This window comes from Ruoffia sp. FAM 20857 (assembly GCF_045528645.1).
Taxonomy (GTDB): domain Bacteria; phylum Bacillota; class Bacilli; order Lactobacillales; family Aerococcaceae; genus Ruoffia; species Ruoffia halotolerans.
In genome coordinates this window covers 1-22,943 of record NZ_JBGQRB010000020.1, presented here as the reverse complement: position 1 = coordinate 22,943, position 22,943 = coordinate 1, and the positions used below count along the sequence as shown (strand labels likewise).

Sequence of the window (22,943 nt, the reverse complement as noted above, 5' to 3'; positions counted from 1 at the left end):
TGCTTATGACTCTGGTAACTCACTTAAATGCTCTTTAATATGATTAATAAAGTGCTTTAATACTTCAATTCTGGCAAATTTCTTTTGATTAGTCGCAACAATATACCACGGAGCGTTAGCCGTATGGGTACGATCTAGCATCTCTTCATAAGCAGCAATATATTCATCCCACTGGCTTCGATTGCGCCAATCATCTTCGGTAATTTTATAATTCTTATCTGGTTCTTCTTGGCGATCTTCAAAACGCTCTTTTTGCTCATCTTCATCAATATACATAAAGAATTTCATCACAATACTTCCGTGATCTGTTAATACTTTTTCCGTATGATTAATCTCATCATAAGCGCGTTCCCATTCTGACTCTGAAGCAAACCCTTCGATTCGTTCAACGAGAACACGACCATACCAGCTTCGGTCAAAGATGGCCATGTCTCCATCTTTGGGGAATTTGGTCCAAAAACGCCATAAATAATGATAGCTGTTTTCTAAATCTGTCGGTGCTTTAATTCCATGAATCGTATAACTTCGAGGATCAATATGGCGCGTCAATCTTTGGATTGCTCCACCCTTACCAGCCGCATCTACCCCTTCAAAAGCAGTAATAATAGCAATATCTTTCGTATAACAATCATAAACTAAATCAGCAGCTTCCTTTTGTAAAATTTCTAATTCTTTGTCGTACTCTTTATCTGAGATTGTCTTAGATAAATCAAACTCATCTAACTGGGTATCTTCTATATAATATTTACGATCCGATTTATCTGCTCGCTCTCTTGCTAAAGTCACTCGTTCAATCCCTGATGTGATTTCTTCGAGCGTAATACCTAAAACAGTCTTAGCTGCTAACTTTCTGTCTTCTGCATTAATTATATTCCATGGACTTTCAGGCACATCTGTTTTCTTTAAGACTTTATCAAACCATTCTAAATATTCTTCATAGTTTTTGTTTTGTTTATAATCATTATCTGATAGTAAAAATTGACGGAATTTAGAATCTTCTAAAGCTTCTATATTTTTACTTTGGGTTTTTTCTTTAATATGTAAAAAGAATTTAATAACAATAGTGCCATCATCCAGAAGCATATGTTCTAAGTTTAATAATTCTTCAGTTCTTTGCTTTAATTTATCACTCGATCGTTCATCTTTGTTCATAACCTGTGAGTAAAAACTTTGATCAAATACGACGACTTCTTCGTGACTTGGTAGTTTTTGCCAAAAACGCCACACGCTTGGATGTAGATAATCAACATCAGACCGACTGTCAAATAGTTCAACTTTGACATAACGCGGGTCTAATTCTCTTGTTAAATCATTAATAATGTCGCCCTTCCCTGAGCTCTCCCAACCATCCACTAGGATGAGCACAGGTATCTTTAATCTTTGGACGATTCTTTGTAACTTATCAATTTCTTCCCCTAGATTCGACCGTTTAAAATTGTCATAGCGATCATCAATATCATCGAAATCATATTTTTTTAACATACACTTTCCTCTTCCTTTCATGATACTTAGTCCAAAAAATTAAGTTGATTGTTACAAAAGTGCCAACTTTCCTACTTAAAACTCAATATCAAAATTAATTTCATAAACACTTTCCGAAAGAATACCATCATAGTCGTAACGACCGACTAACATACTTAGTTCTTCACTCGCATCAATAATTCTACCGTTGATTTTCAATATATTATTTTGTACCCGACCATCTTCCTGAGCTGTGAAGCTTCCCTGCTTACCATCGATGGTGCCTTGAAATTCAGCAAAACCACGAATTAATTCTGGAGTAACGTCGGCTTCTGATTGATGTGTTAGGTAATTAGCTTCAATCGTTCCCGTAATTTCCTTGCTTCTAATCTCATAACTTACATTCCAAACAGTGATGACTTTATCTTTATTATCTGTCAAAATATTTTGTTTAAAGTCTCTTTTTACTTTTCCAGTTGTTGACACTAACATGGCAATCATCCTTTCTTATTTCGTACATTTTAGCATTATTCCACATTAAGTTCTAATATACACACTCGTTGAAAAAACTATTTCACTGACTTTGTAATCGGTTGTATTTCCAAACTTAATTATGTACCTTTATATAATTCTATTGAATTTTTACTTAAACATTGCTGAAAGTAAACTTTTTCAGTATAATTTGAATGATATAAAATGAGAAAAAGGTGAGAATATGAATTATAAAAGTACCCGTAACTCGAAGAACATCGTAACACCCTCTCAAGCTATACTCCAAGGACTTGCTACCGATGGTGGTTTATACGTTCCAGAATCCTTCCCAAGTTTTGACTTAAATTGGGAAATACTCAGTCAATATACTTATCAAGAAATGGCTCACTTTATTTTAAAACCATTTCTATCCGACTTTTCGGACAAGCAGCTAAAACGTTGTATTGAATTAGCCTATGATAATAAATTTGACACAGAAGTGATTGCACCGGTAGTAGACATTGATGAGAAGCATTATCACCTGGAATTATTCCATGGATCAACGATTGCTTTTAAAGATATGGCCTTATCGATATTACCCCACTTAATGAAAACTTCTGCTGAGATTAATAATAATTACAATGATATCCTAATCTTAACGGCGACCTCTGGTGATACTGGTAAAGCAGCAATGGCTGGATTCTCAGATGTTCCCGGAACTAAAATCATCGTCTTCTATCCTAAGGGTGGTGTGAGTTCCATTCAGGAGCAACAGATGCTTACGCAAACAGGAGATAATACACACGTAGTTTCTATCGTTGGAAACTTTGATGATGCCCAAACTGAAGTGAAAAACTTATTTAATGATTCAGTTCTGCGTGATGAACTTCAATCGTCTGACAGCCAATTTTCTTCAGCAAATTCTATGAATATCGGCCGTTTAGTCCCACAAATTGTGTATTATTTTTATGCATACGCTCAACTTGTGAAGCAAGGGAAGATTGATGCAGGCAGTGAAATTGATTTTAGTGTACCCACAGGGAATTTTGGTAATATACTCGCTGGTTACTACGCTAAACGTTCAGGTCTACCAATTGGTAAACTACTGTGTGCTTCAAATGATAATAAAGTGCTTTATGATTTCTTCCAAGACGGTGAATATAACCGTCAACGTGACTTTATATTAACGATTTCTCCTTCAATGGACATTCTAGTTTCTAGTAATTTAGAACGTCTCGTCTATCATGCTGTAAATGAAGATAGCGAGCGTTTAAGCGACTTAATGGAACAATTAGACACTAAGGGTCACTATACTTTAACAGACGAGGAGCAGGCGCATTTTTCAAGTTTCCTATCTGACTATGTGACCGAAGCTCAAACTAAAGAGGAAATTAATATTGTTTACAGAAAAACCGGCTATATTATGGATACCCACACAGCAGTGGCTTCTAGAGCATGGCGCAATCTCAACCAAGAAGGACTTTCAACGAACCCTGCTGTTATTGTTTCAACTGCCAGCCCTTACAAATTTCCTGAGGCTGTTTTAGTTGCGCTTGGTGTTGAAGCTGAAACGTTAACAGATCGAGAACTTTTAGATAAATTAAATGAATTATCAAATATCCCGTATCCACCAGCAATTGAAGGTTTACTAGAGGCAGAAAGATTACACGATACTACTATAGAGGTTTCTGACATGCGCGAATTTGTTCGAAATATTGCAAAATAAGTAATCGTAGATACACAAAAGGCAGAAGTACTTCATGTTCTTCTGCCTTTTCTTATATGATTATGCTTTTGTTTTTTCTTCTTTAACCCATGAGTCAATTTTACTAATCTCTTCAACGATATATGCATGAAGCGTTGTGTTTAACTCTTCAAAACCATCAATTTCTCTAATTGGTGTAAAATCATTGATTAACTCACTCATGAATCTTTCTAGTAAGCCATCCGAAAGTTCAATTGATTTATTAATAATGGTATGCAAGTTACCGATTAATTGGTATCGACTTCCAATTAATTCACCGAAATCATTCGATTTATCACGTTCTTTAATTAATACAACGCGACCTAAATAATAATCGTAGAATGCGATATAAGTTTTACCATTAAAGTAATAGTTTAATAATACTTCACAATCTCTAAGTGAAAAATCTTTCTTATGTTTTAAACTTAACGTATCATCCACATTTTTGTTGATAGTTGCAAAGATTTCTTTCGCAACTGTTTCTTCATTGGTTAAATCAGATGCAATGTCTTCAATATTAAACAATGGTGTATTCCAAACCGATTCACGACGGCTAAAACGGAAGAAGAATTTATAATAATCGTGTAATAAGTAATTACGACGACGGATATTATAAACGATATATTTTTGGGCTGGATCTTTGATATAATCAGCGGCTAAACGGATTGCTTGGTTCTCAGTAATATATTGCATTAATTTCTCTCCTTAATTATACTAATAATTAGCTACTCATATGATACCATTTAATAAATATTAATTGAATGTTTAAATGGTTAAATTAATTTAAATACTTTATAAACATACCACAAAAATCGAAAAGAGGGTAATAATGTACATAAGACAAACGAAGAAAAATGAAATTCCTGAAGTTATGAAAGTGATTGAATACGGCAGACAATTACAAAGAAAGAATGGGAACAATATTCAATGGCCAAATCATTATCCGGCAGCTAGTGATATTGAAACTGATATCTTAAATAACCATAGTTATGTTTGTGTGATAGACGATCAGGACCAAACGGACTTACCAGAGGAAACAATTGTTGCGACAATGTGTATTCAAAGTGGCGAAGATCCAACCTATCAAGAGATCAATGGCGAGTGGCTTAATGATCGTCCTTATGTTACTATTCACCGAATTGCTTCTAATCAACAGATTAATGGTGCCGGAAGCTTTTGTATGCAGTATGTCATAGATCATTACGACAATATAAAAATCGATACCCATCGAAAGAATACTTCTATGATTGCTTTAATCGAAAAATTTGGTTTTCAACATTGCGGTGATATTATCATTGAAGACGGAACACCTAGAGAAGTTTTTCAATATTCTAAATAATTTTGTTCCTGGCTAATATTTCAGTCAGGTATTTTTTTGTGAATAAAAAAACCTATGAGCTTCACTCATAGGTCAGTTTGAAAGTTATTTAAATGGATCCACTTCATAATCAACACGCATTAAGAACAGGCCATTCGGTGGCGCTGTTGGTCCCGCTTCATTTCGGTCTTTTACTTCTAATAGCCTTTGCATCTCATCCACTGGCTTTAAGCCATCTCCAATTTGAAGGAGAGTTCCAACCAGTATACGAACCATATTGTATAAAAAACCTTTTCCATAAAATCGGAAGACTAATTCGTTCTTCGCTTCATCTATCCAAGCTTCAGCTTCTAACACATGGCGCACTTTATTCTCAATGTCAGTTTTCGTAGAACAAAAACTTGTAAAATCATGTTCACCAACAATAATCTTAAGCGCCTCTTGAATTCGTTCCAAATCAAAAGCATACGGATGATGACTCGTGTATAATCGCTTGAACGGATCGGGAAAATCATTAATATCTATCCGATACTGATACTCTTTACCGATGGCATGATAGCGAGCATGAAATTCATCCGATACTTGCGCTACATCGACGATTCGAATAGATTGGTCTAAGATACTGTTCAATGCCTTACGCATTGATTTAGGCTGTATTTTAGCTGGATAATCGACATGGATGACTTGTCCGAGTGCATGAACACCAGAGTCAGTTCTTCCCGATGTTGAATTCTTAATTAATTCCCCGGGTTTAGCCTTTGCCATTATATGTAAGGCCTTTTGCAAAGCTTCTTGTATCGATGGCCCATTTGGTTGCACTTGATAGCCGACATAGTTAGTGCCGTCATATTGAATTTTTAACGCATAACGTGTCGTCATTCAGTTTACCTCCAATTACAAATTATCAAATAAATATTCGAATCGCAATTAACGCCGTTGTTACTAATAATAAAGTTAAGAGTGCATAAGCATCTATTTTTGAGAATTTTAATTGTCTATATTTTGTCCGACCTTCCCCACCTCGATAACCTCGAGCTTCCATGGCAATCGCCATCTCATCAGCCCGGTTAAATGCGCTAACGAACAGTGGAATTAAGATGGGTACCATAGCCTTAACACGGTCAATGAAACTACCTTCATCGAATTCTACCCCTCGAGCTCTTTGAGCATTCATAATCTTTTGCGCTTCATCCATCAAAGTAGGAACATAACGTAAAGCAATGGAGAGCATTAACGCCACTTCGTGTGATGGAAAACCTAAACGAGACAACGGTCTTAATAAGTGTTCAATACCATCTGTTAATTCTAATGGTGCTGTTGTAAGAGTTAAGATGGTTGACATCATAATAATTAAGACTAATCGCATAAAGATATAAATCGCATTGATTACCCCTAAAGATGTAATTGTTATCGGACCTAATTGGAAATAAACCGTTCCTCCCACAGTAAATAACATCTGAAATATAACGGTAAACATAATAATCCACAACATTGGTCGAATTCCACGTAAAAAGTAAGATATAGAAATATTACTTAATTTGATGACAAAAAATACAAATGCTGCAAGGAGTAAGTAAGCTAGCCAATGATTTGCTAAAAAAACAATCACAATGAAAGAGAAACTACCTAATAACTTAGTGCGGGGATCTAATTCATGAATTATTGAATTACCTTGTAAATAGCGGCCTAAAAGTAATTTATCAAACATTTTCTGACACCTCACTCTTTAGAGTACGAGATTGTTTAATTTTTACAATCTCATCTGCTAGTTGCTCTACTGTAATCGGTTGAGTCTCTTTTATATAAGTTGTTTCTAACTGAGTATCAATATCTTTAAAAAACTGTAGCGAATGAGGTAGAGATAATTGTAATGTGTCTAGTTTATCCTCATCTTTAAAAATTTCTAATGGTTCTCCTGTCTTAACCACTGTTCCATTCTCCATCACAATGACATTATCGGCATATAAAGCCACATCTTCCATTTGATGTGTTACTAAAACGAGTGTGATGTTTTGTTCGCGATGTAAATTTACAAACATCTCTAGCATGTACTTCTGACCCGCTGGATCTAAACCAGCTGTCGGTTCATCAAGAACGAGAACGCTTGGTTCCAAGGCTAGAACACCAGCAATAGCGACACGTCTCATTTGACCTCCACTCAAGTCAAACGGAGATCGGTCGTAAAGATTCTCAGATAAACCGACTAAAGACAGTTTCTCACGCGCAATGCGTTCAGCTTCTTCTTCGGATACATCAAAGTTTAAAGGTCCAAACATGACATCTTTTAAGACGGTTTCTTCAAATAACTGAGACTCTGGAAATTGAAACACAACACTGACTTGTTTTCTCAGTGCTTTTAAATTTTTATTTTTTGAATCAGCAGTAATTTCTACATCATTAATCTTTACAGTACCATGCGTTGGTCGTAACAACACGTTTAGATGTTGGATAAGTGTTGATTTTCCTGACCCAGTATGTCCGATAATGGCAGTAATCTTTCCTTTAGGAATACTTAAGTTCACATTTTTTAATGCAGAAACGGCAAATGGACTACCCGCATTATAAATATGATCTACATTGTTAAATACGATTGGATTATCCATTGTAATAAAGCCTCCTCATCAAAATATTCATCCGGTATATCTACTCCACGCTCCATTAAAGCATGTTTCAACTTCTGTGTGAATGGTAAATCTAGTCCCATATCAATGAGACCTTCACCTAAATTAAAGATATCGGCAGGAACACCTTCACTTTTCTTTTCGCCATCTTTCATCACAATAATTCGATCTGCTTTGGAAGCTTCATCGATATCATGTGTGATAGAGATAACAGTTAAATCATATTGTTCTTTTACTTTCTCAATTGCTTCAATCACTTCTTCGCGACCCAAAGGATCTAACATCGCCGTTGCTTCATCTAGTAAAATTACATCTGGTCGTAAAGCAATGACGCTTGCAAGTGCCACTCTTTGTTTTTGCCCACCAGATAAACGAGCGGGTTCTTTCTTTTTATGATCAGACATTCTAACTTGTTGAAGTGCTTCATCAACACGTTGAATCATCTCTAGACGTTCAACTCCATTGTTTTCTAGACCAAAAGCAACATCGTCTTCAACCGTTGCCCCAACAAATTGGTTATCAGGATTTTGAAAGACCATTCCGACAGATCTTCTAGCTTCCCAAACGGTTTCTTCATCTAGTAATTTACCATTGATAAATACTTTTCCACTTTCAGGCACCAAAAGACCATTCATAATTTTTGCTAAAGTTGACTTCCCTGATCCGTTTGGTCCGATTAATGCAACCCATTCCCCTTTATTGATGGTCAGATTAACATTCGTCAAAGCAAAAGACTCTACGCCTTGATATTGAAATGATATATCTTTTAACTCGATGATAGGACTTTTCATTATTATCTTCCTTTCGCGACACATCTTTCTGATTTTTTCATAGGTAAATATACCATTTAATTCGATTCTTTTCTCAAAACAATCATATACTTAACTATAAAAAAAGCACTTACGATAGAAGCACATGGATTGGAGGAGAAAATCCCCTCCAATCTAAGCAATAAACATTGCTTGTGCATTAGAGCTAGACCAAATTATTGATCATAACACTCTCCATCATTAAGTGACTAAACTATTGGTTCTTATTAAATTATTAAACTAACTCTAAGATTACCATTGGAGCAGCGTCACCACGTCGTGGTCCTTTTTTAAGGATACGAGTATAACCTCCATTACGGTTTTCATAACGGTTAGCATAATTATCGAATAAACGATCTAATACTGATTCAATAATTACTTCGTCATCTTCAATACGAGCATCAGCTAATTCGCGGCGTAAGAATGAAGCTGCCTTACGACGAGAAGCTAAGTCACCTTTCTTACCTAATGTAATCATTTTTTCAACAGTTTTACGAACTTCTTTAGCACGAGCTTCTGTTGTTTCGATACGTTCGTTGATAATTACATCAGTCGTTAAATCACGTAGTAATGCTTTACGTTGTGTACTTGTACGTCCTAATTTACGGTATGCCATTAAGATTCCTCCATTTCTTGTAAAATAAACCCTAATGATCTATTATTCGTCGTCTTTCAGACTTAGGCCTAGATCATCTAATTTGCCTTTAACTTCTGATAATGATTTACGTCCTAAGTTACGAACTTTCATCATTTCAGCTTCAGTTTTATTTGTAAGTTCTTGAATTGTATTAATTCCAGCACGTTTCAAGCAGTTGTAAGATCGAACAGATAAGTCTAATTCTTCAATTGTCATGATAAGAACTTTTTCTTTTTCTGCTTCTTCTTTTTCAACCATGATTTCTGCTTCGCGTGCTTCATCGTTTAAGTTAACAAAGATATTTAAATGTTCAGTCAATATTTTTGCAGCTAAACTTAAAGATTTTTCTGGACTAATTGATCCGTCTGTCCAAATGTCTAAAGTCAATTTATCAAATATATTCTTTTGACCAATACGTGTATTTTCAACTTGATAATTCACTTTTTCAATTGGTGTATATATTGAATCGATTGGTAATACACCAATTGGCATATCATCACTCTTATTGTATTCGCTACGTGCATAACCTCGACCGTTGGACACGCTAATACGCATGTTCAATTCTGCATCTTCGGCTAAGGTACAAATATGTAAATCAGGATTTAAAATTTGTACATCATTATCATGAATAATGTCAGCAGCTGTTACTGTTTTTGGACCCGCAACATTTAATTCAATTACTTTGCTTTCTTCTGTGTGCAATTTAAGGGCTAACTTCTTCAAGTTTAAAATGATCGTAGGAACATCTTCCACTACACCATCGACTGTAGCAAACTCATGAAGCACACCATCAATTTGAATATTAGTTACTGCTGCACCTGGTAATGAAGATAGCAGAATACGACGTAATGAGTTTCCAAGAGTTGTTCCATATCCACGTTCTAATGGTTCAATCACGATCTTGCCAAATTTTTCATCTTCACTGACTTCAACCGTAGTAATCTCTGGTTTTTCAATCTCGATCATTAGTAATTTTCCCCTTTCAATACGTTATGTCTCAATGATAATTTTGTAGCAACATTAAAAGTTTTTAAATATAGGAATTATCATTAAACACGACGACGTTTTGGTGGACGAGCACCGTTATGTGGGATTGGGGTTACGTCACGAATTGCTGAAACCTCTAATCCAGCTGCCTGTAATGAACGGATTGCCGATTCACGACCAGATCCTGGTCCTTTAACTGCAACCTCTACAGATTTCATACCATGTTCCATTGCGCCTTTAGCAGCAACTTCTGATGCCATTTGAGCAGCAAATGGAGTAGATTTTTTTGATCCACGGAATCCTAATGATCCTGCTGATGACCAAGAAAGTGCGTTACCATTCTCGTCTGTAATCATAACGATTGTATTATTGAATGTTGAACGAATATGTGCGATTCCACGTTCAATATTTTTTCTGTCGCGACGACGTCTACGAGCTTGTTGTCTTTTTGCCATGAAGTCTTAACCTCCCTTTTAAATTAATTATTTCTTACCTTGAACTGCTTTTTTAGGACCTTTACGGGTACGAGCGTTGTTTTTAGTGTTTTGTCCGCGAACTGGTAAGTTACGACGGTGACGGTTACCACGGTATGATCCGATTTCTTGTAAACGTTTGATGTCTAAACTTACTTCACGACGTAAATCACCTTCAACTTTGATTCCGTCAACAATAGAACGTAAACGGTCTAATTCATCGTTAGATAAATCTTGTACGCGAGTGTTTTCAGATACATTAGCATCTGCACAGATTTGTTTTGCTGTAGTGTTCCCGATTCCAAAGATATATGTTAATGAAATAACAATACGTTTGTCACGTGGAATATCAACTCCTGCTATACGAGCCATAGACTAGTTTCCTCCTTTTTCTTAAAATTAACCTTGACGTTGTTTGTGTTTTGGATTTTCGCAAATTACCATTACTTTACCATTACGGCGGATAACTTTGCACTTCTCACAAATTGGTTTTACTGATGCTCTAACTTTCATCATTTTCCCTCCTTAAACTTCTTAACCATCGACTATTTAAAGCGATATGTAATTCGACCTTTTGTCAAATCATAAGGAGACATTTCAACTGTTACTTTATCTCCTGGCAAAATACGGATATAGTTCATACGAATTTTACCTGAAACATGAGCTAAAATTTCGTGGCCATTTTCTAATTCAACTTTGAACATTGCATTTGGCAAGGTTTCTAATATAATTCCTTCTACTTCAATAACATCATCTTTAGCCATTAATACTTCCTCCTTTTTTTACCAGTTAGTGAAATGCTTTGGTATCTATTCTCCAAGAATATTACGTATCTCACGATAAACTACTTCAATCGGATTTTCACCACTAATGCGGTGTAGTATGTTTTTATCATCGTAGAATTCTAAGATCGGTTTAATTGATTCCATCTGTAAGTTAATACGATGTCTAACTTTTTCTGGCTTGTCGTCTTCACGTTGATAGAAGTCATGAGAACCACAGTTATCACAAACACCATCAACTGAAGGTGGATTGTATACTTTATGATACGTAGCTCCACAATCACGACAAATAATTCTACCGCTTAGACGTTTTTCAAGGACATCTGAATCAACATCGATATAAATAACAGCGTCAATATCAGAATTCATATCTTTTAAATTCTCTTCTAGTGCATGTGCTTGGTGAAGCGTTCTTGGGTACCCGTCTAGCATAAACCCATCTGCTTGTACATCTGATTGTGATAAACGTTCACGAACTAAGTTATTCGTGACATCATCCGGCACAAGATTACCAGCATCTGTATATGATTTAGCTTCTAATCCCAATTTCGTTTCATTCTTAATTGCTTCACGGAAGATATCCCCTGTTGCAATATGTACCATTGAATAATCTGTGGAGATATGTTCACTTTGTGTTCCTTTCCCTGCTCCGGGAAGGCCCATTAATAAAATATTCATATAAATCGTCCTTACTTATTTAATATCGATGAACTATTGATAAAGAAATCCTTTATAGCGACGTTTTACCATTCTACCTTCGATTTGTTTAGTTGTTTCTATAGCAACACCTACAACAATCAAAATACTTGTTCCACTTAATGAAATATTCATTGGTATTTCCCAGATAAATCCAGCAACGATCGGTAATACGGCGATTAATGTTAGATATAATGCGCCGACCCCACTTAAGCGATTAATTAATTGTGTAATAAATGTCTCGGTATCATTACCAGGACGTACACTTGGAATATAAGCGCCTTGTTTCTGTAAATTTTCTGCTACTTTCTCAGGGTTAACCTGTACTAATGAATAGAAATAAGTAAAGGCAATGAGTAATACAGTATAGAATACTGCTCCTAATGGATGTTGTAAGTTAAACAAGTTTCCGAAAAACTGCATCACTGGACCTGCGTTGTCAGTACTTAAGAAAGAAAAGATTGTTTGTGGTGTTGTAATAAACGACGTTGCGAAAATTACAGGAATAACACCAGCAGAGTTAATCTTTAATGGTAAGTGCGCTGTATGACGGGCACCAGTTGCTTTCTTAGAGTGATGAATTGGAATACGTCTTTGTGCTCTTTCCATTAGAACAACAATAACAATACTTACGATGATTACTAGTACGATGGCTAATAAAATCAGTAAATTTTGGGTCAGTTCATTACCTGTCACACCTGATATAGATGATTGGAAAAATCCATAAAAATCTTTTGGCACTTCTGCAACAATACCGGCGAAGATCAACATAGATACTCCGTTTCCGACACCATTACGCGTGATTTGCTCACCTAACCAAACTAAGAACATTGTTCCAGCCGTTAAGATTAAAGCAATTGTTAGATAAGTTGCCATTGTAGGGTCATTAATTAAACCTAAACCAGATAACTGGTTAAACCCAAATGATAATCCTAAAGATTGGATAAAACCTAAAACTATTGCTGTGTAAGTAGTAGCTTGATTAAGCTTACGTCTACCGACTTCACCTTGTTTGGCCCATTCGGTAAACTTAGGAACTAAGTCCATTTGCAATAATTGCATAATGATTGATGCAGTAATGTATGGCGATACACCCATAGCAAAGATAGAATATCTTTGTAGTGCACCTCCACCAAAAGTATTCAATAAACCTAATACCCCAGTGTTGCCTAATGTTTGTAAAGCACCAGCATTAACACCTGGTACTGGGATATGAGACCCTAAACGGAATACTGCGAAGATAAATAATGTATATAAAATTCTACGTCGAATATCTCTAACAGTGAATGCATTTTTCAAGAAGGAAAACATTAAATCACCTCAATCGATCCACCAGCACCAGTGATAGCTTCTTCTGCAGATTTAGAGAATTTAGCAGCTTGAACTGTTAATGTTTTCTCTAATTTACCATCACCTAAAATTTTAATTCCTGATAATTCGTTTTTCACAACGCCAGTTTCGATTAATAAAGCTGGTGTAACTGTTGTGCCATCTTCAAAACGATTTAATGTTTCTAAGTTCACTACAGCATAATCTTTACGATTGATGTTAGTGAAACCACGTTTTGGTAAACGACGGAATAAAGGTGTTTGTCCACCTTCAAATCCTAAACGTACTCCACCGCCTGAACGTGCTTTTTGACCTTTTTGTCCACGACCAGCTGTTTTTCCGTTCCCTGAACCTTGTCCACGCCCAACACGGTTACGTAATTTGCGTGATCCTTCAGCAGGTTGTAATGTATGAAGTTTCATTCCTTCGGCACCTCCTTATATAAGATTTTAAACTTAAGCTTCTTTGACTTCTACTAAATGGCTTATTGTACGAACCATTCCACGAACAGATTCATTGTCAGGTTTCACTACACTCTTATTAAGTTTTGTTAAGCCTAACGCTTTAGCTGTTTGAATTTGGTTTTGTTTACGTCCAATAAAGCTACGTTTTAATGTGATTTCTAAGTTGGCCATTGAATGTCCTCCTAACCTAAAAGTTCTTCGACTGATTTGCCACGTAATGCAGCAACTTCATCGGCTTCTTTAAGATTTTTAAGACCTTCAACAGTTGCAGAAATCATGTTAATTGGTGTATTTGATCCAAGTGATTTACTTGTTACGTCAGCAATACCAGCTAACTCAATAACGGCACGAACTGGTCCACCAGCGGCAACCCCAGAACCGGCAGTTGCAGGCTTAAGTAATACTTGTCCTCCACAGAATTCACCAACGATTTCATGTGGAATAGTTGTTCCTGATGTAGGGACTTTAATCATGTTTTTCTTAGCATTTTCGATACCTTTACGGATTGCTTCTGGTACTTCTTGAGCTTTACCTGTAGCAAAACCAACGTGACCATTCTTATCACCAACAACTACTAAAGCAGAGAAACGTAGACGGCGTCCACCTTTAACAACTTTAGTTACGCGGTTAATCGCAACTACGCGATCTTCAATTTCGCCTAATGTTTCTGGATTAATAAATTCCATTAAACAATGTTCCCCTTTCTATTAAAATTCTAAGCCGTTTTCACGAGCAGCTTCAGCTAATGCTTGTACACGTCCGTGATATACATATCCACCACGGTCAAATACTACTGTTTTATGTCCAGCAGCTGTTGCGCGATCGGCAACTAATTTACCAACTGATGCAGCTTGTTCGACTTTTGATCCATTTGATTTAACTTCTTCGTCTTGTGAAGAGGCACTGACTAGCGTCACACCCGCTACGTCATCAATTAATTGAGCGTAGATGTTAGTATTCGAACGGAATACACTTAAGCGTGGGCACTCTGCAGTACCAGAGATTCTATTACGGATACGTAAATGTCTTTTTTTACGTAATTTATTTCTTTCTGGTTTTGAAATCATTTTGTCACCTCTTTAATTTTTTATTTATTATTTACCAGTTTTACCTTCTTTACGGCGAACAAATTCACCAACATAGCGAATTCCTTTACCTTTATACGGCTCTGGTGGACGAACTGCACGAATGTTTGCTGCTAATTCTCCAACTTTTTCTTTGTTGAATCCTTGAACGATGATTTGTGTATTCGAAGGAACTTCAAAATCTACACCTTCGCTAGCTTCGAATTCAACTGGGTGTGATAAACCAACACTCAATGTAAGTTTGTTACCTTGTTTTTGTGCACGATAACCTACACCGATTAATTCTAATTCTTTTTTAAATCCTGTAGACACACCTTCGATCATGTTAGCAATTAATGAACGAGTTGTACCATGGATTGAGCGGTTAGCTTTATTGTCATTTGGACGAGTGAAAGTGATTTCGTTATCCGCGATTTCTAATGAAATTGCTGGCGATAGTTCACGAGTTAATTCGCCTTTTGGGCCTTTAACAGTTGCTGTAGTACCATTTAGTTCTACGGTAACTCCTGATGGAATTACTACAGGTTTTTTACCTATACGACTCACAGTACCGCACCTCCTTATATTTTATAATATTTATCTACAAATTACCAAACGTATGCTAAAATTTCTCCACCGATTTTTTCATTTCTTGCAACTTTATCAGTTACTAAGCCACGAGAAGTTGAGACGATTGCGATTCCTAAGCCATTTAAAACTTTAGGAATATCTTCAGATTTAGCGTAAACACGTAAACCTGGTTTAGAAATACGTTTTAGACCTGTAATAACTTTTTCGTTATTACGTCCGTATTTTAAGTTTAATTTAATTACATTTTGTTTGTTATCTTCAGTTACTTCATAACCTTTAATGAAACCTTCGTTTTTTAAGATTTCAGCAATTGCCACTTTAGTATTAGAAGATGGTGCTGTTACAGATGTATGTTTTTGTGCATTTGCATTACGAATTCTTGTTAGAAAATCTGCAATTGGATCTGTCATTACCATGTGTATTTACCTCCTTAGTTTAAAAGTATTTGAATTACCAGCTTGCTTTCTTAACGCCAGGAATTTGTCCTTTATAAGCAAGTTCACGGAAGCAAATACGGCAAAGTTTGAACTTACGGTAAACTGAATGCGGACGTCCACAACGTTCACAACGTGTGTATTCTCTTACTTTATATTTTGGTGTACGTTGATTTTTTTCTACCATTGATTTTTTAGCCAATACGATTCGCCTCCTTTATTATTTTTTAAACGGCATACCTAACTCTTTAAGTAAGGCATGTGATTCTTCGTCAGTGTTTGCTGTTGTTACGATTACAATATCCATTCCACGAACTTTATCTACGTTATCGTAGTTAATTTCTGGGAAAATTAATTGTTCTTTAACACCTAAAGTGTAGTTTCCACGACCATCAAAGGCTTTGTTTGAGATACCTTGGAAGTCACGTACACGTGGTAATGATACTGTGATCAATTTGTCTAAGAAGTCATACATTCTTTGTCCACGTAAAGTAACTTTAGCTCCAATTGGCATTCCCTCACGAAGACGGAAACCTGCAATTGATTTCTTAGCTTTAGTAATAACTGGTTTTTGTCCAGTTAATAATGTTAATTCTGCAACTGCTTTATCTAAGTTTTTAGCATTTGAAACTGCATCACCAACACCCATGTTAACAACAATTTTATCTATTTTTGGTACTTCCATAACAGAAGAGTAGTTAAATTGTTCAACTAATTTGCTAGTGATTTCGTTATTATATCTTTGTTTTAAACGGCTTTCCATTAAACTTTGTCCTCCTTCCCAAAATGATTAGTTAAGTGTTGTATCTGATTTTTTAGAGAAACGTACTTTTTTACCATCTTCAAAACGGTAACCAACGCGTGTTGCTTCTCCGTTAGAATCTACTAATTTTACGTTTGATACATGAATTGGAGCAGGGAATTCTTCGATTCCACCTGTCGCCATTTGAGTAGGTTTTTGGTGACGTTTATGGATGTTTAATCCTTCAACGATCACTTTATCTTGCTTAGGTAAAGTTTTAAGAACTGTTCCTGTTTCGCCTTTATCTTTACCAGCAATAATTTTTACTGTATCTCCTGATTTAATGCGCATGAATTGTTTCCTCCTTCGTAATTGGATTAAAGAACTTCTGGAGCTAATGATACGATACGCATGAAGTTGTTGTCACGTAATTCACGTGCAACTGGTCCAAAAATACGTGTTCCACGAGGTGTCTTATCATCACGAATAATGACACATGCATTTTCGTCAAATTTTATATAAGACCCATCATTACGGCGAGCTCCTGTTTTTGTGCGTACGATTACTGCTTTTACTACGTCACCTTTTTTGACAACTCCACCTGGTGTTGCATGTTTAACTGTTGCAACAATTACATCACCAATGTTAGCTGTTCTACGACCTGATCCACCTAGTACTTTAATAGTTAATACTTCACGTGCACCAGAGTTGTCGGCAACTTTTAATCGACTTTCTTGTTGAATCATTCCGATGTCCTCCTTCCGATTTCTTCTTTATGTATTAGATAATTACAGCTTCTTCAACGATATCTAATAAACGGAAGCGTTTCGTTTTAGATAATGGACGAGTTTCCATAATGCGGACGATGTCGCCTTCTTTTGCGCTGTTATTTTCATCATGTGCTGTATATTTTTTTGAATATTTAACACGTTTACCGTATTTAGGGTGTACTACACGAGTTTCAACAACAACAGAGATTGTTTTGTCTCCTTTGTCTGAAACGACACGACCACGATAAACTTTACGTTTGTTACGTTCTTCAGTCATTTAACATCTGCCTCCTTTTATTATTTAGTCAGTTCTTGTTCACGTAAGACAGTTTTAATACGAGCGATTGTTTTACGTACTTGACGTAAACGGGCAGTGTTTTCTAATTGTCCTGTTGCTAATTGGAATCGAAGATTGAATAATTCTTTTTTATATTCTTTTTCTTTGTTAACCATATCAGCAGCGGATAATTCTCTAATTTCTTTAATTTGCATTCGATTCACCACCATATTCTTCACGTTTTACGAATTTTGTTTTGATAGGTAATTTGTTTGATGCAAGACGGAAAGCCTCACGAGCTACTTCTTCTGGAACTCCATCGATTTCAAACAAGATTTTACCACGTTTAACTGGAGCTACCCAACCTTCAGGTGCACCTTTACCGGATCCCATACGAACACCGATTGGTTTAGATGTGTATGATTTGTGAGGGAAGATTTTAATCCATACTTTCCCACCACGTTTCATATAACGAGTCATAGCTATACGAGCTGCTTCGATTTGACGGTTTGTGATCCATTTAGATTCAATGGCTCTTAATCCGTATGTTCCGAAGTCGATGTTTTTTCCACCTTTAGCTTCTCCGCGCATTTTACCACGGAATTCACGACGGTGTTTTACACGTTTAGGTACTAACATGATTAATTTCCTCCTCTCTGGTTGTTTTCATTTACTTCAGGAAGGATTTCTCCACGACAAATCCATACTTTAACTCCAAGTTTACCGTATGTAGTGTCTGCTTCTTCCCAAGCGTAGTCGATATCTGAGCGAAGTGTATGTAATGGAACTGTACCTTCACTGTAGTGTTCAGTACGTGCCATATCAGCACCGTTTAAACGACCAGATACTTGTGTTTTAACTCCTTGTGCACCAGCACGCATAACACGTTGGATAGCTTGCTTTTGAGCACGACGGAATGCAACACGGTTTTCTAATTGACGAGCAATATCTTCTGCTACTAATTTTGCGTCTAAGTTTGCTTGTTTAATTTCCACGATATTGATGTGTACTTTTTTACCAGTTAATTTATTTAACTGTGCACGTAGTGCATCAACTTCAGATCCACCTTTACCAATAACCATTCCTGGTTTAGCAGTATGAACTGAAACAATTACACGGTTAGCAGCACGTTCAATTTGAATTGTTGAAATTGAAGCGTCTGAAAGTTTACCGTAGATGTACTCACGAATGCGTAAATCTTCATGTAGGAAGTCGGCATACTTTTTATCAGCATACCATTTAGCATCCCAATCACGGATTACGCCAACACGCATACCTATTGGATGTACTTTTTGACCCATGTATTATGCCTCCTCTTTCTCTGATACCACAATTGTGATGTGGCTTGTTCTTTTATTGATTGGTGAAGCTGATCCTTTAGCACGAGGACGGAAACGTTTCATAGTTGGTCCTTCGTTAACAAAAGCTTCACTTACGAATAAGTTTTCTAAATCTAAATCATAGTTGTGTTCCGCGTTAGCAATAGCTGACATTAACACTTTTTCGACAGCAGGTGATGCTGATCTTGGTGTGAATTTCAGAATAGAAATTGCTTCACCTATGCTTTTTCCTCTAATTAAATCAGTTACTAGACGAACTTTACGAGGGGCAATGCGGATTGTTTTTGCTGTTGCTGTTGCAGATGTAATTTGTTCTGACATCTAATTTCCCTCCTTTATTAACGTCTTCCTGTTTTTTTATCGTCATTTGCATGACCTTTATATGTACGAGTTGGTGCGAATTCGCCCAATTTGTGTCCTACCATATCTTCTTGGATGTATACTGGGACATGTTTACGTCCATCATATACTGCAATTGTTAGCCCAATGAAGTTTGGGAAGATTGTTGAACGACGCGACCATGTTTTAATAACTTGTTTTTTCTGAGCATCTTCTTGAGCTTCTACTTTTTTCATTAAGTGTGCGTCAATAAATGGCCCTTTTTTCAAACTACGACTCACAGTGTAGCCTCCCTTCGGAAATTTAATCTATATACGATTATTTCTTACGTCCACGAACGATTAATTTACTTGATTTTTTCTTAGCATTACGAGTTTTAAGACCAAGAGTCTTTTTACCCCAAGGTGACATTGGACTTGGACGTCCGATTGGAGCGCGTCCTTCACCACCACCGTGTGGGTGATCGTTAGGGTTCATTACAGATCCACGAACAGTTGGACGTTTAGATAACCAACGTTTACGACCTGCTTTACCAATGTTAATTAATTCGTGTTGTTCGTTACCAACAGTTCCGATTGTTGCACGGCAAGTTGATAAGATCATACGAACTTCACCTGAAGCTAAACGTACTAATGTATATTTACCTTCTTGTCCTAATACTTGAGCACTTGTTCCAGCAGAACGAACTAATTGTCCACCTTTACCTGGTTTTAACTCAATATTGTGAATTACAGTACCAACTGGGATATTGATTAATGGTAATGCATTCCCTACTTTGATATCTGCTTCAGCACCTGATTCAATCTTTTGACCTACTTTAAGTCCTTTTGGTGCGATGATATATGTTTTAATTCCATCTTCGTAGTTAATTAATGCGATATTCGCGCTACGGTTTGGATCATATTCGATAGTTTTAACTGTTCCGACAACGTTGTCTTTGTTACGTTTAAAGTCGATAACACGGTAAGCACGTTTGTGTCCACCACCGTTGTGACGAACTGTGATTTTACCTTGGCTATTACGGCCAGCTCTTTGTTTTTTCGATTCTAATAATGATTTTTCAGGAGTTTTTGTTGTAATCTCTGAGAAGTCATAACCAGTCATATTACGACGACCGTTAGTTATCGGTTTGTAGTGTTTAATTGCCACTCGAATTCCCTCCTACTTATCTTATTTTGTGAATTATTCTTCGTCTTCTTCTGTTTCGAATAATTCGATGTTAGCTGAATCAGCTTTTAATGTGATGATTGCTTTTTTGTATTTACGTGTGAATCCTTGGTAACGACCCATACGTTTTGCTTTTCCTTCAACGTTGATAGTATTTACTTTCTCTACTTTAACGCCTTCAAACATAGCTTCAACAGCTTGTTTAATAAGGTTTTTGTTAGCACGACGATCTACTTCAAAAGTGTATTTGTTATCGTCAATGTTATACATAGATTGCTCAGTAATTACTGGACGTAGGATTACTTCTGAAAATTCCATTATGCTAATGCCTCCTCTACTGTTGATAATGCTGCTTGAGTGATTAATACTTTGTCATAGTTAACAACGTCTAATACGTTGATGTTGTTCTCGTCAATAACTTTAACGTTATCGATGTTACGAGCTGATAAGTATGCGTTATCGTTGTTATTTTCTAAAACGATTAATGTTTTAGTGTCTAAGTTTAAGTTAGATAAAATCCCTTTAAGGTCTTTTGTTTTTGGTGCATCTAAGCTTAATCCATCAACAACTACAAATTTATCTTCAACAACTTTTTGTGATAATGCTGATAAAATTGCTAAACGACGTACTTTTCTTGGTAATTTGTAACTGTATGAACGAGGTGTCGGACCAAAGACAACTCCTCCCCCAACCCATTGTGGTGAGCGGATAGATCCTTGACGTGCACGACCTGTCCCTTTTTGTCTCCAAGGTTTACGTCCACCACCGCGAACTGCGTTACGGTTTTTAACTGCGTGTGTACCTTGACGTAATGATGCACGTTGCATAATAACTGCATCGAACATAACACTTTCGTTTGGTTCGATACCGAAGATCGATTCGTTTAACTCAACTTCTCCAGCTTGCGATCCGTCTTGTTTAAATAAAGTAACTTTTGTCATTCTCGTTCCTCCCCTCTTAATTAGTTAGATTTAACTGCTTTTTTAAATTGTACTAAAGATTTTTTAGCACCTGGTACATTACCTTTAATTAAGATAACGTTATCTTCAGGATTTACTGCAACGATTTCTAAGTTTTGGATCGTTACTTGTTCACTACCGGTTTGTCCAGGTAATTTTTTACCTTTTAAAACACGTGATGGTGAAGCTGCCATTGCCATCGCACCTGGGCGACGGTGGAAACGAGATCCGTGAGCCATTGGTCCACGAGATTGGCCGTGACGTTTAATAACCCCTTGGAAACCTTTACCTTTTGATGTTCCTGTTACATCGATGATGTCTCCGACTGCGAATGTTTCTACAGTGATTTCTTGCCCAACTTCATATTCTCCTAGCTCGACATCACGAAATTCGCGAATGAAGCGCTTAGGAGTAGCGTTTGCTTTCGCTACATGACCTTTATGAGGTTTTGTTGCTAATACTTCACGTTTGTCTTGGAAACCTAATTGCACAGATTCATATCCATCTGTTTCATTTGATTTCACTTGTAATACAACGTTTGGTTGAGCTTCCACTACTGTTACAGGGATTAACTCACCATTCTCCGTAAAGAATTGCGTCATTCCTACTTTTGTTCCTAAGATTCCTTTGGTCATGAGTACACCTCCATTTTATTTTTTATTTTATAACTTAATTTCTACGTCTACACCACTTGGTAAATCTAATTTCATTAATGCATCAACTGTTTTAGCAGTTGGGTTAACGATATCGATTAAACGTTTGTGTGTGCGCATCTCAAATTGCTCACGTGAATCTTTATATTTATGCGGTGAACGGATAACTGTATATACCGAACGTTCTGTTGGTAATGGGATTGGCCCTACAGTTTGTGCTCCAGTTCTTTGTGCAGATTCTACGATTTTGTTCGCTGATACATCAAGAGCGCGGTGCTCATAAGCTTTCAGACGAATACGAATTTTTTGGTTTGCCATTGTTTTTCCTCCTCCGTCAAATTTGTTAAATTGACTTGCTCCGCAAGAATTACCGACTACACTGGTCATTGGCAACTCAGCCTAGCGTGTCGCAACCTCTCGCTTCATAGCTCGCCACCTTATAATATAGGGGGCTGTGTTACGTTCAGCAGAAATATATCTACTTATGACACAACGAATATTATAACGAACACAACACTTAGAAGCAAGCTTTTTTCGCAGTTTTTTAAAAAAAACTTCAAAATAATATTTCTTTCTATTATATATACACGTTTTGTGTCTCTATTTAAGCTTTGTAACATTTTAATGGAAAATCCTGGTGGATGGAAGTCTTTTTTTATATTCATTTATTATTACCTATTTTTTGTATCTTAAATTGTCAAATTAAGTGCAACACAGTTTTATAAAAGATTTCATAAGGTGTTTTCCAATTCAAACATTTTTTGGGACGTGTATTTAATTTCGTTGCCCAACCTTGTATCTCTTCATCAGTTGCA

General features: G+C 36.4%; 38 protein-coding genes and 1 pseudogene. 2 read left to right on the top strand and 37 right to left on the bottom strand.

Going from position 1 to position 22,943, the window contains the following annotated elements; all coding sequences use genetic code 11:
- Window positions 1-3: 3 nt before the first annotated feature.
- Window positions 4-1,482 carry a phosphate:AMP phosphotransferase gene (locus tag ACEN4N_RS06170; protein ID WP_407090559.1) on the bottom strand — a complete coding sequence of 493 codons (1,479 nt, stop codon included), beginning with the start codon at window positions 1,480-1,482 and terminating at the stop codon, window positions 4-6.
- Between the two features lie 75 nt (window positions 1,483-1,557).
- Window positions 1,558-1,953 (bottom strand): DUF3224 domain-containing protein, encoded by a 396-nt coding sequence (locus ACEN4N_RS06165; RefSeq protein ID WP_197103552.1) that lies wholly within the window; start codon window positions 1,951-1,953, stop codon window positions 1,558-1,560.
- 223 nt (window positions 1,954-2,176) lie between these two features.
- Here ACEN4N_RS06165 and thrC point away from each other — a divergent pair, with 223 nt between their 5' ends.
- Window positions 2,177-3,658 carry a threonine synthase gene (gene thrC, locus ACEN4N_RS06160; RefSeq protein ID WP_407090535.1) on the top strand — a complete coding sequence of 494 codons (1,482 nt, stop codon included), beginning with the start codon at window positions 2,177-2,179 and terminating at the stop codon, window positions 3,656-3,658.
- 60 nt (window positions 3,659-3,718) lie between these two features.
- Here the strand turns inward: thrC and ACEN4N_RS06155 are convergent, their stop codons facing one another.
- Window positions 3,719-4,369 carry a hypothetical protein gene (locus ACEN4N_RS06155; RefSeq protein ID WP_407090536.1) on the bottom strand — a complete coding sequence of 217 codons (651 nt, stop codon included), beginning with the start codon at window positions 4,367-4,369 and terminating at the stop codon, window positions 3,719-3,721.
- Window positions 4,370-4,505: 136 nt separating this feature from the next.
- On the opposite strand from ACEN4N_RS06155, the gene ACEN4N_RS06150 reads away from it, so the two are divergent.
- Window positions 4,506-5,015, top strand: coding sequence for a hypothetical protein (locus ACEN4N_RS06150; RefSeq protein ID WP_407090537.1), 510 nt, complete (start codon window positions 4,506-4,508; stop codon window positions 5,013-5,015).
- A gap of 84 nt (window positions 5,016-5,099) precedes the next feature.
- On the opposite strand, the gene truA is transcribed toward ACEN4N_RS06150, so the two are convergent.
- The 34 genes and pseudogenes from truA to ACEN4N_RS05980 form a co-directional block, all read right to left on the bottom strand.
- Window positions 5,100-5,873 carry a tRNA pseudouridine(38-40) synthase TruA gene (gene truA, locus ACEN4N_RS06145; protein WP_407090538.1) on the bottom strand — a complete coding sequence of 258 codons (774 nt, stop codon included), beginning with the start codon at window positions 5,871-5,873 and terminating at the stop codon, window positions 5,100-5,102.
- A 25-nt stretch (window positions 5,874-5,898) separates the two neighbouring features.
- Window positions 5,899-6,702: an energy-coupling factor transporter transmembrane component T gene (locus ACEN4N_RS06140; RefSeq protein ID WP_338489924.1), complete on the bottom strand. Its 804-nt coding sequence runs from the start codon at window positions 6,700-6,702 to the stop codon at window positions 5,899-5,901.
- Window positions 6,695-7,597: an energy-coupling factor ABC transporter ATP-binding protein gene (locus ACEN4N_RS06135; protein WP_407090539.1), complete on the bottom strand. Its 903-nt coding sequence runs from the start codon at window positions 7,595-7,597 to the stop codon at window positions 6,695-6,697. The genes ACEN4N_RS06140 and ACEN4N_RS06135 overlap by 8 nt, the downstream gene beginning before the upstream one ends.
- Window positions 7,567-8,406 (bottom strand): energy-coupling factor ABC transporter ATP-binding protein, encoded by an 840-nt coding sequence (locus ACEN4N_RS06130; protein ID WP_407090540.1) that lies wholly within the window; start codon window positions 8,404-8,406, stop codon window positions 7,567-7,569. Before ACEN4N_RS06130 ends, ACEN4N_RS06135 begins: the two co-directional genes overlap by 31 nt.
- Window positions 8,407-8,659: 253 nt before the next feature.
- On the bottom strand, window positions 8,660-9,040 hold the full coding sequence (gene rplQ / locus ACEN4N_RS06125; protein WP_138404375.1) for a 50S ribosomal protein L17: 381 nt from the start codon (window positions 9,038-9,040) through the stop codon (window positions 8,660-8,662).
- Window positions 9,041-9,082: 42 nt separating this feature from the next.
- A complete protein-coding gene (locus ACEN4N_RS06120) occupies window positions 9,083-10,027 on the bottom strand; it encodes a DNA-directed RNA polymerase subunit alpha (RefSeq protein WP_218931539.1) in 945 nt (314 codons plus the stop codon).
- Window positions 10,028-10,110: 83 nt separating this feature from the next.
- A complete protein-coding gene (gene rpsK / locus ACEN4N_RS06115) occupies window positions 10,111-10,503 on the bottom strand; it encodes a 30S ribosomal protein S11 (RefSeq protein ID WP_138404377.1) in 393 nt (130 codons plus the stop codon).
- 27 nt (window positions 10,504-10,530) lie between these two features.
- Entirely contained in the window at window positions 10,531-10,893 is a 363-nt protein-coding gene (rpsM, locus tag ACEN4N_RS06110) for a 30S ribosomal protein S13 (RefSeq protein WP_138404378.1), read from the bottom strand.
- Between the two features lie 27 nt (window positions 10,894-10,920).
- The gene (rpmJ, locus tag ACEN4N_RS06105; RefSeq protein WP_124058139.1) at window positions 10,921-11,034 is read right to left on the bottom strand and encodes a 50S ribosomal protein L36; all 114 of its coding nucleotides are present in this window, start codon (window positions 11,032-11,034) and stop codon (window positions 10,921-10,923) included.
- Window positions 11,035-11,066: 32 nt separating this feature from the next.
- Entirely contained in the window at window positions 11,067-11,285 is a 219-nt protein-coding gene (gene infA / locus ACEN4N_RS06100) for a translation initiation factor IF-1 (protein WP_138404379.1), read from the bottom strand.
- A 45-nt stretch (window positions 11,286-11,330) separates the two neighbouring features.
- The gene (locus ACEN4N_RS06095) at window positions 11,331-11,981 is read right to left on the bottom strand and encodes an adenylate kinase (RefSeq protein ID WP_407090541.1); all 651 of its coding nucleotides are present in this window, start codon (window positions 11,979-11,981) and stop codon (window positions 11,331-11,333) included.
- Window positions 11,982-12,014: 33 nt separating this feature from the next.
- Window positions 12,015-13,310, bottom strand: coding sequence for a preprotein translocase subunit SecY (gene secY, locus ACEN4N_RS06090; protein WP_407090542.1), 1,296 nt, complete (start codon window positions 13,308-13,310; stop codon window positions 12,015-12,017).
- Entirely contained in the window at window positions 13,310-13,750 is a 441-nt protein-coding gene (rplO, locus tag ACEN4N_RS06085; RefSeq protein ID WP_407090543.1) for a 50S ribosomal protein L15, read from the bottom strand. The genes secY and rplO overlap by 1 nt, the downstream gene beginning before the upstream one ends.
- A 33-nt stretch (window positions 13,751-13,783) precedes the next feature.
- Window positions 13,784-13,963 carry a 50S ribosomal protein L30 gene (gene rpmD / locus ACEN4N_RS06080; RefSeq protein WP_138404383.1) on the bottom strand — a complete coding sequence of 60 codons (180 nt, stop codon included), beginning with the start codon at window positions 13,961-13,963 and terminating at the stop codon, window positions 13,784-13,786.
- Between the two features lie 11 nt (window positions 13,964-13,974).
- Window positions 13,975-14,478 carry a 30S ribosomal protein S5 gene (gene rpsE, locus ACEN4N_RS06075; RefSeq protein WP_138404384.1) on the bottom strand — a complete coding sequence of 168 codons (504 nt, stop codon included), beginning with the start codon at window positions 14,476-14,478 and terminating at the stop codon, window positions 13,975-13,977.
- Between the two features lie 21 nt (window positions 14,479-14,499).
- On the bottom strand, window positions 14,500-14,859 hold the full coding sequence (gene rplR / locus ACEN4N_RS06070) for a 50S ribosomal protein L18 (RefSeq protein ID WP_138404385.1): 360 nt from the start codon (window positions 14,857-14,859) through the stop codon (window positions 14,500-14,502).
- Window positions 14,860-14,886: 27 nt separating this feature from the next.
- Window positions 14,887-15,423 (bottom strand): 50S ribosomal protein L6, encoded by a 537-nt coding sequence (gene rplF, locus ACEN4N_RS06065; protein ID WP_138404386.1) that lies wholly within the window; start codon window positions 15,421-15,423, stop codon window positions 14,887-14,889.
- Between the two features lie 41 nt (window positions 15,424-15,464).
- Window positions 15,465-15,863 (bottom strand): 30S ribosomal protein S8, encoded by a 399-nt coding sequence (rpsH, locus tag ACEN4N_RS06060; protein ID WP_138404387.1) that lies wholly within the window; start codon window positions 15,861-15,863, stop codon window positions 15,465-15,467.
- Between the two features lie 34 nt (window positions 15,864-15,897).
- Window positions 15,898-16,083, bottom strand: a complete 186-nt coding sequence (locus tag ACEN4N_RS06055) for a type Z 30S ribosomal protein S14 (protein WP_138404388.1) — start codon at window positions 16,081-16,083, stop codon at window positions 15,898-15,900.
- An 18-nt stretch (window positions 16,084-16,101) separates the two neighbouring features.
- On the bottom strand, window positions 16,102-16,644 hold the full coding sequence (gene rplE, locus ACEN4N_RS06050) for a 50S ribosomal protein L5 (protein WP_138404389.1): 543 nt from the start codon (window positions 16,642-16,644) through the stop codon (window positions 16,102-16,104).
- A gap of 27 nt (window positions 16,645-16,671) precedes the next feature.
- Complete coding sequence (gene rplX / locus ACEN4N_RS06045) at window positions 16,672-16,974, bottom strand: 50S ribosomal protein L24 (RefSeq protein ID WP_138404390.1); 303 nt, start codon at window positions 16,972-16,974, stop codon at window positions 16,672-16,674.
- Window positions 16,975-17,000: 26 nt separating this feature from the next.
- Entirely contained in the window at window positions 17,001-17,369 is a 369-nt protein-coding gene (gene rplN / locus ACEN4N_RS06040; protein WP_138404391.1) for a 50S ribosomal protein L14, read from the bottom strand.
- Window positions 17,370-17,403: 34 nt separating this feature from the next.
- On the bottom strand, window positions 17,404-17,670 hold the full coding sequence (gene rpsQ / locus ACEN4N_RS06035; RefSeq protein WP_138404392.1) for a 30S ribosomal protein S17: 267 nt from the start codon (window positions 17,668-17,670) through the stop codon (window positions 17,404-17,406).
- Window positions 17,671-17,690: 20 nt separating this feature from the next.
- Window positions 17,691-17,885, bottom strand: coding sequence for a 50S ribosomal protein L29 (gene rpmC, locus ACEN4N_RS06030; protein ID WP_138404393.1), 195 nt, complete (start codon window positions 17,883-17,885; stop codon window positions 17,691-17,693).
- Window positions 17,875-18,309, bottom strand: a complete 435-nt coding sequence (gene rplP / locus ACEN4N_RS06025) for a 50S ribosomal protein L16 (RefSeq protein WP_138404394.1) — start codon at window positions 18,307-18,309, stop codon at window positions 17,875-17,877. The genes rpmC and rplP overlap by 11 nt, the downstream gene beginning before the upstream one ends.
- Before the next feature lie 2 nt (window positions 18,310-18,311).
- Window positions 18,312-18,971, bottom strand: coding sequence for a 30S ribosomal protein S3 (gene rpsC / locus ACEN4N_RS06020; protein ID WP_138404395.1), 660 nt, complete (start codon window positions 18,969-18,971; stop codon window positions 18,312-18,314).
- A gap of 3 nt (window positions 18,972-18,974) precedes the next feature.
- Window positions 18,975-19,331 carry a 50S ribosomal protein L22 gene (gene rplV / locus ACEN4N_RS06015; RefSeq protein WP_138404396.1) on the bottom strand — a complete coding sequence of 119 codons (357 nt, stop codon included), beginning with the start codon at window positions 19,329-19,331 and terminating at the stop codon, window positions 18,975-18,977.
- A gap of 17 nt (window positions 19,332-19,348) precedes the next feature.
- Complete coding sequence (rpsS, locus tag ACEN4N_RS06010) at window positions 19,349-19,630, bottom strand: 30S ribosomal protein S19 (protein ID WP_138404397.1); 282 nt, start codon at window positions 19,628-19,630, stop codon at window positions 19,349-19,351.
- Window positions 19,631-19,667: 37 nt separating this feature from the next.
- Entirely contained in the window at window positions 19,668-20,498 is an 831-nt protein-coding gene (gene rplB, locus ACEN4N_RS06005) for a 50S ribosomal protein L2 (RefSeq protein WP_138404398.1), read from the bottom strand.
- 33 nt (window positions 20,499-20,531) lie between these two features.
- Window positions 20,532-20,834: a 50S ribosomal protein L23 gene (rplW, locus tag ACEN4N_RS06000; protein ID WP_138404399.1), complete on the bottom strand. Its 303-nt coding sequence runs from the start codon at window positions 20,832-20,834 to the stop codon at window positions 20,532-20,534.
- Window positions 20,834-21,457, bottom strand: a complete 624-nt coding sequence (rplD, locus tag ACEN4N_RS05995; RefSeq protein ID WP_138404400.1) for a 50S ribosomal protein L4 — start codon at window positions 21,455-21,457, stop codon at window positions 20,834-20,836. Before rplD ends, rplW begins: the two co-directional genes overlap by 1 nt.
- Before the next feature lie 20 nt (window positions 21,458-21,477).
- Window positions 21,478-22,110 (bottom strand): 50S ribosomal protein L3, encoded by a 633-nt coding sequence (gene rplC, locus ACEN4N_RS05990; RefSeq protein ID WP_407093894.1) that lies wholly within the window; start codon window positions 22,108-22,110, stop codon window positions 21,478-21,480.
- Between the two features lie 27 nt (window positions 22,111-22,137).
- Window positions 22,138-22,446: a 30S ribosomal protein S10 gene (gene rpsJ / locus ACEN4N_RS05985; protein ID WP_138404402.1), complete on the bottom strand. Its 309-nt coding sequence runs from the start codon at window positions 22,444-22,446 to the stop codon at window positions 22,138-22,140.
- A gap of 379 nt (window positions 22,447-22,825) precedes the next feature.
- Window positions 22,826-22,943 (bottom strand): annotated as a pseudogene (locus ACEN4N_RS05980) (IS30 family transposase); the annotation flags it as partial.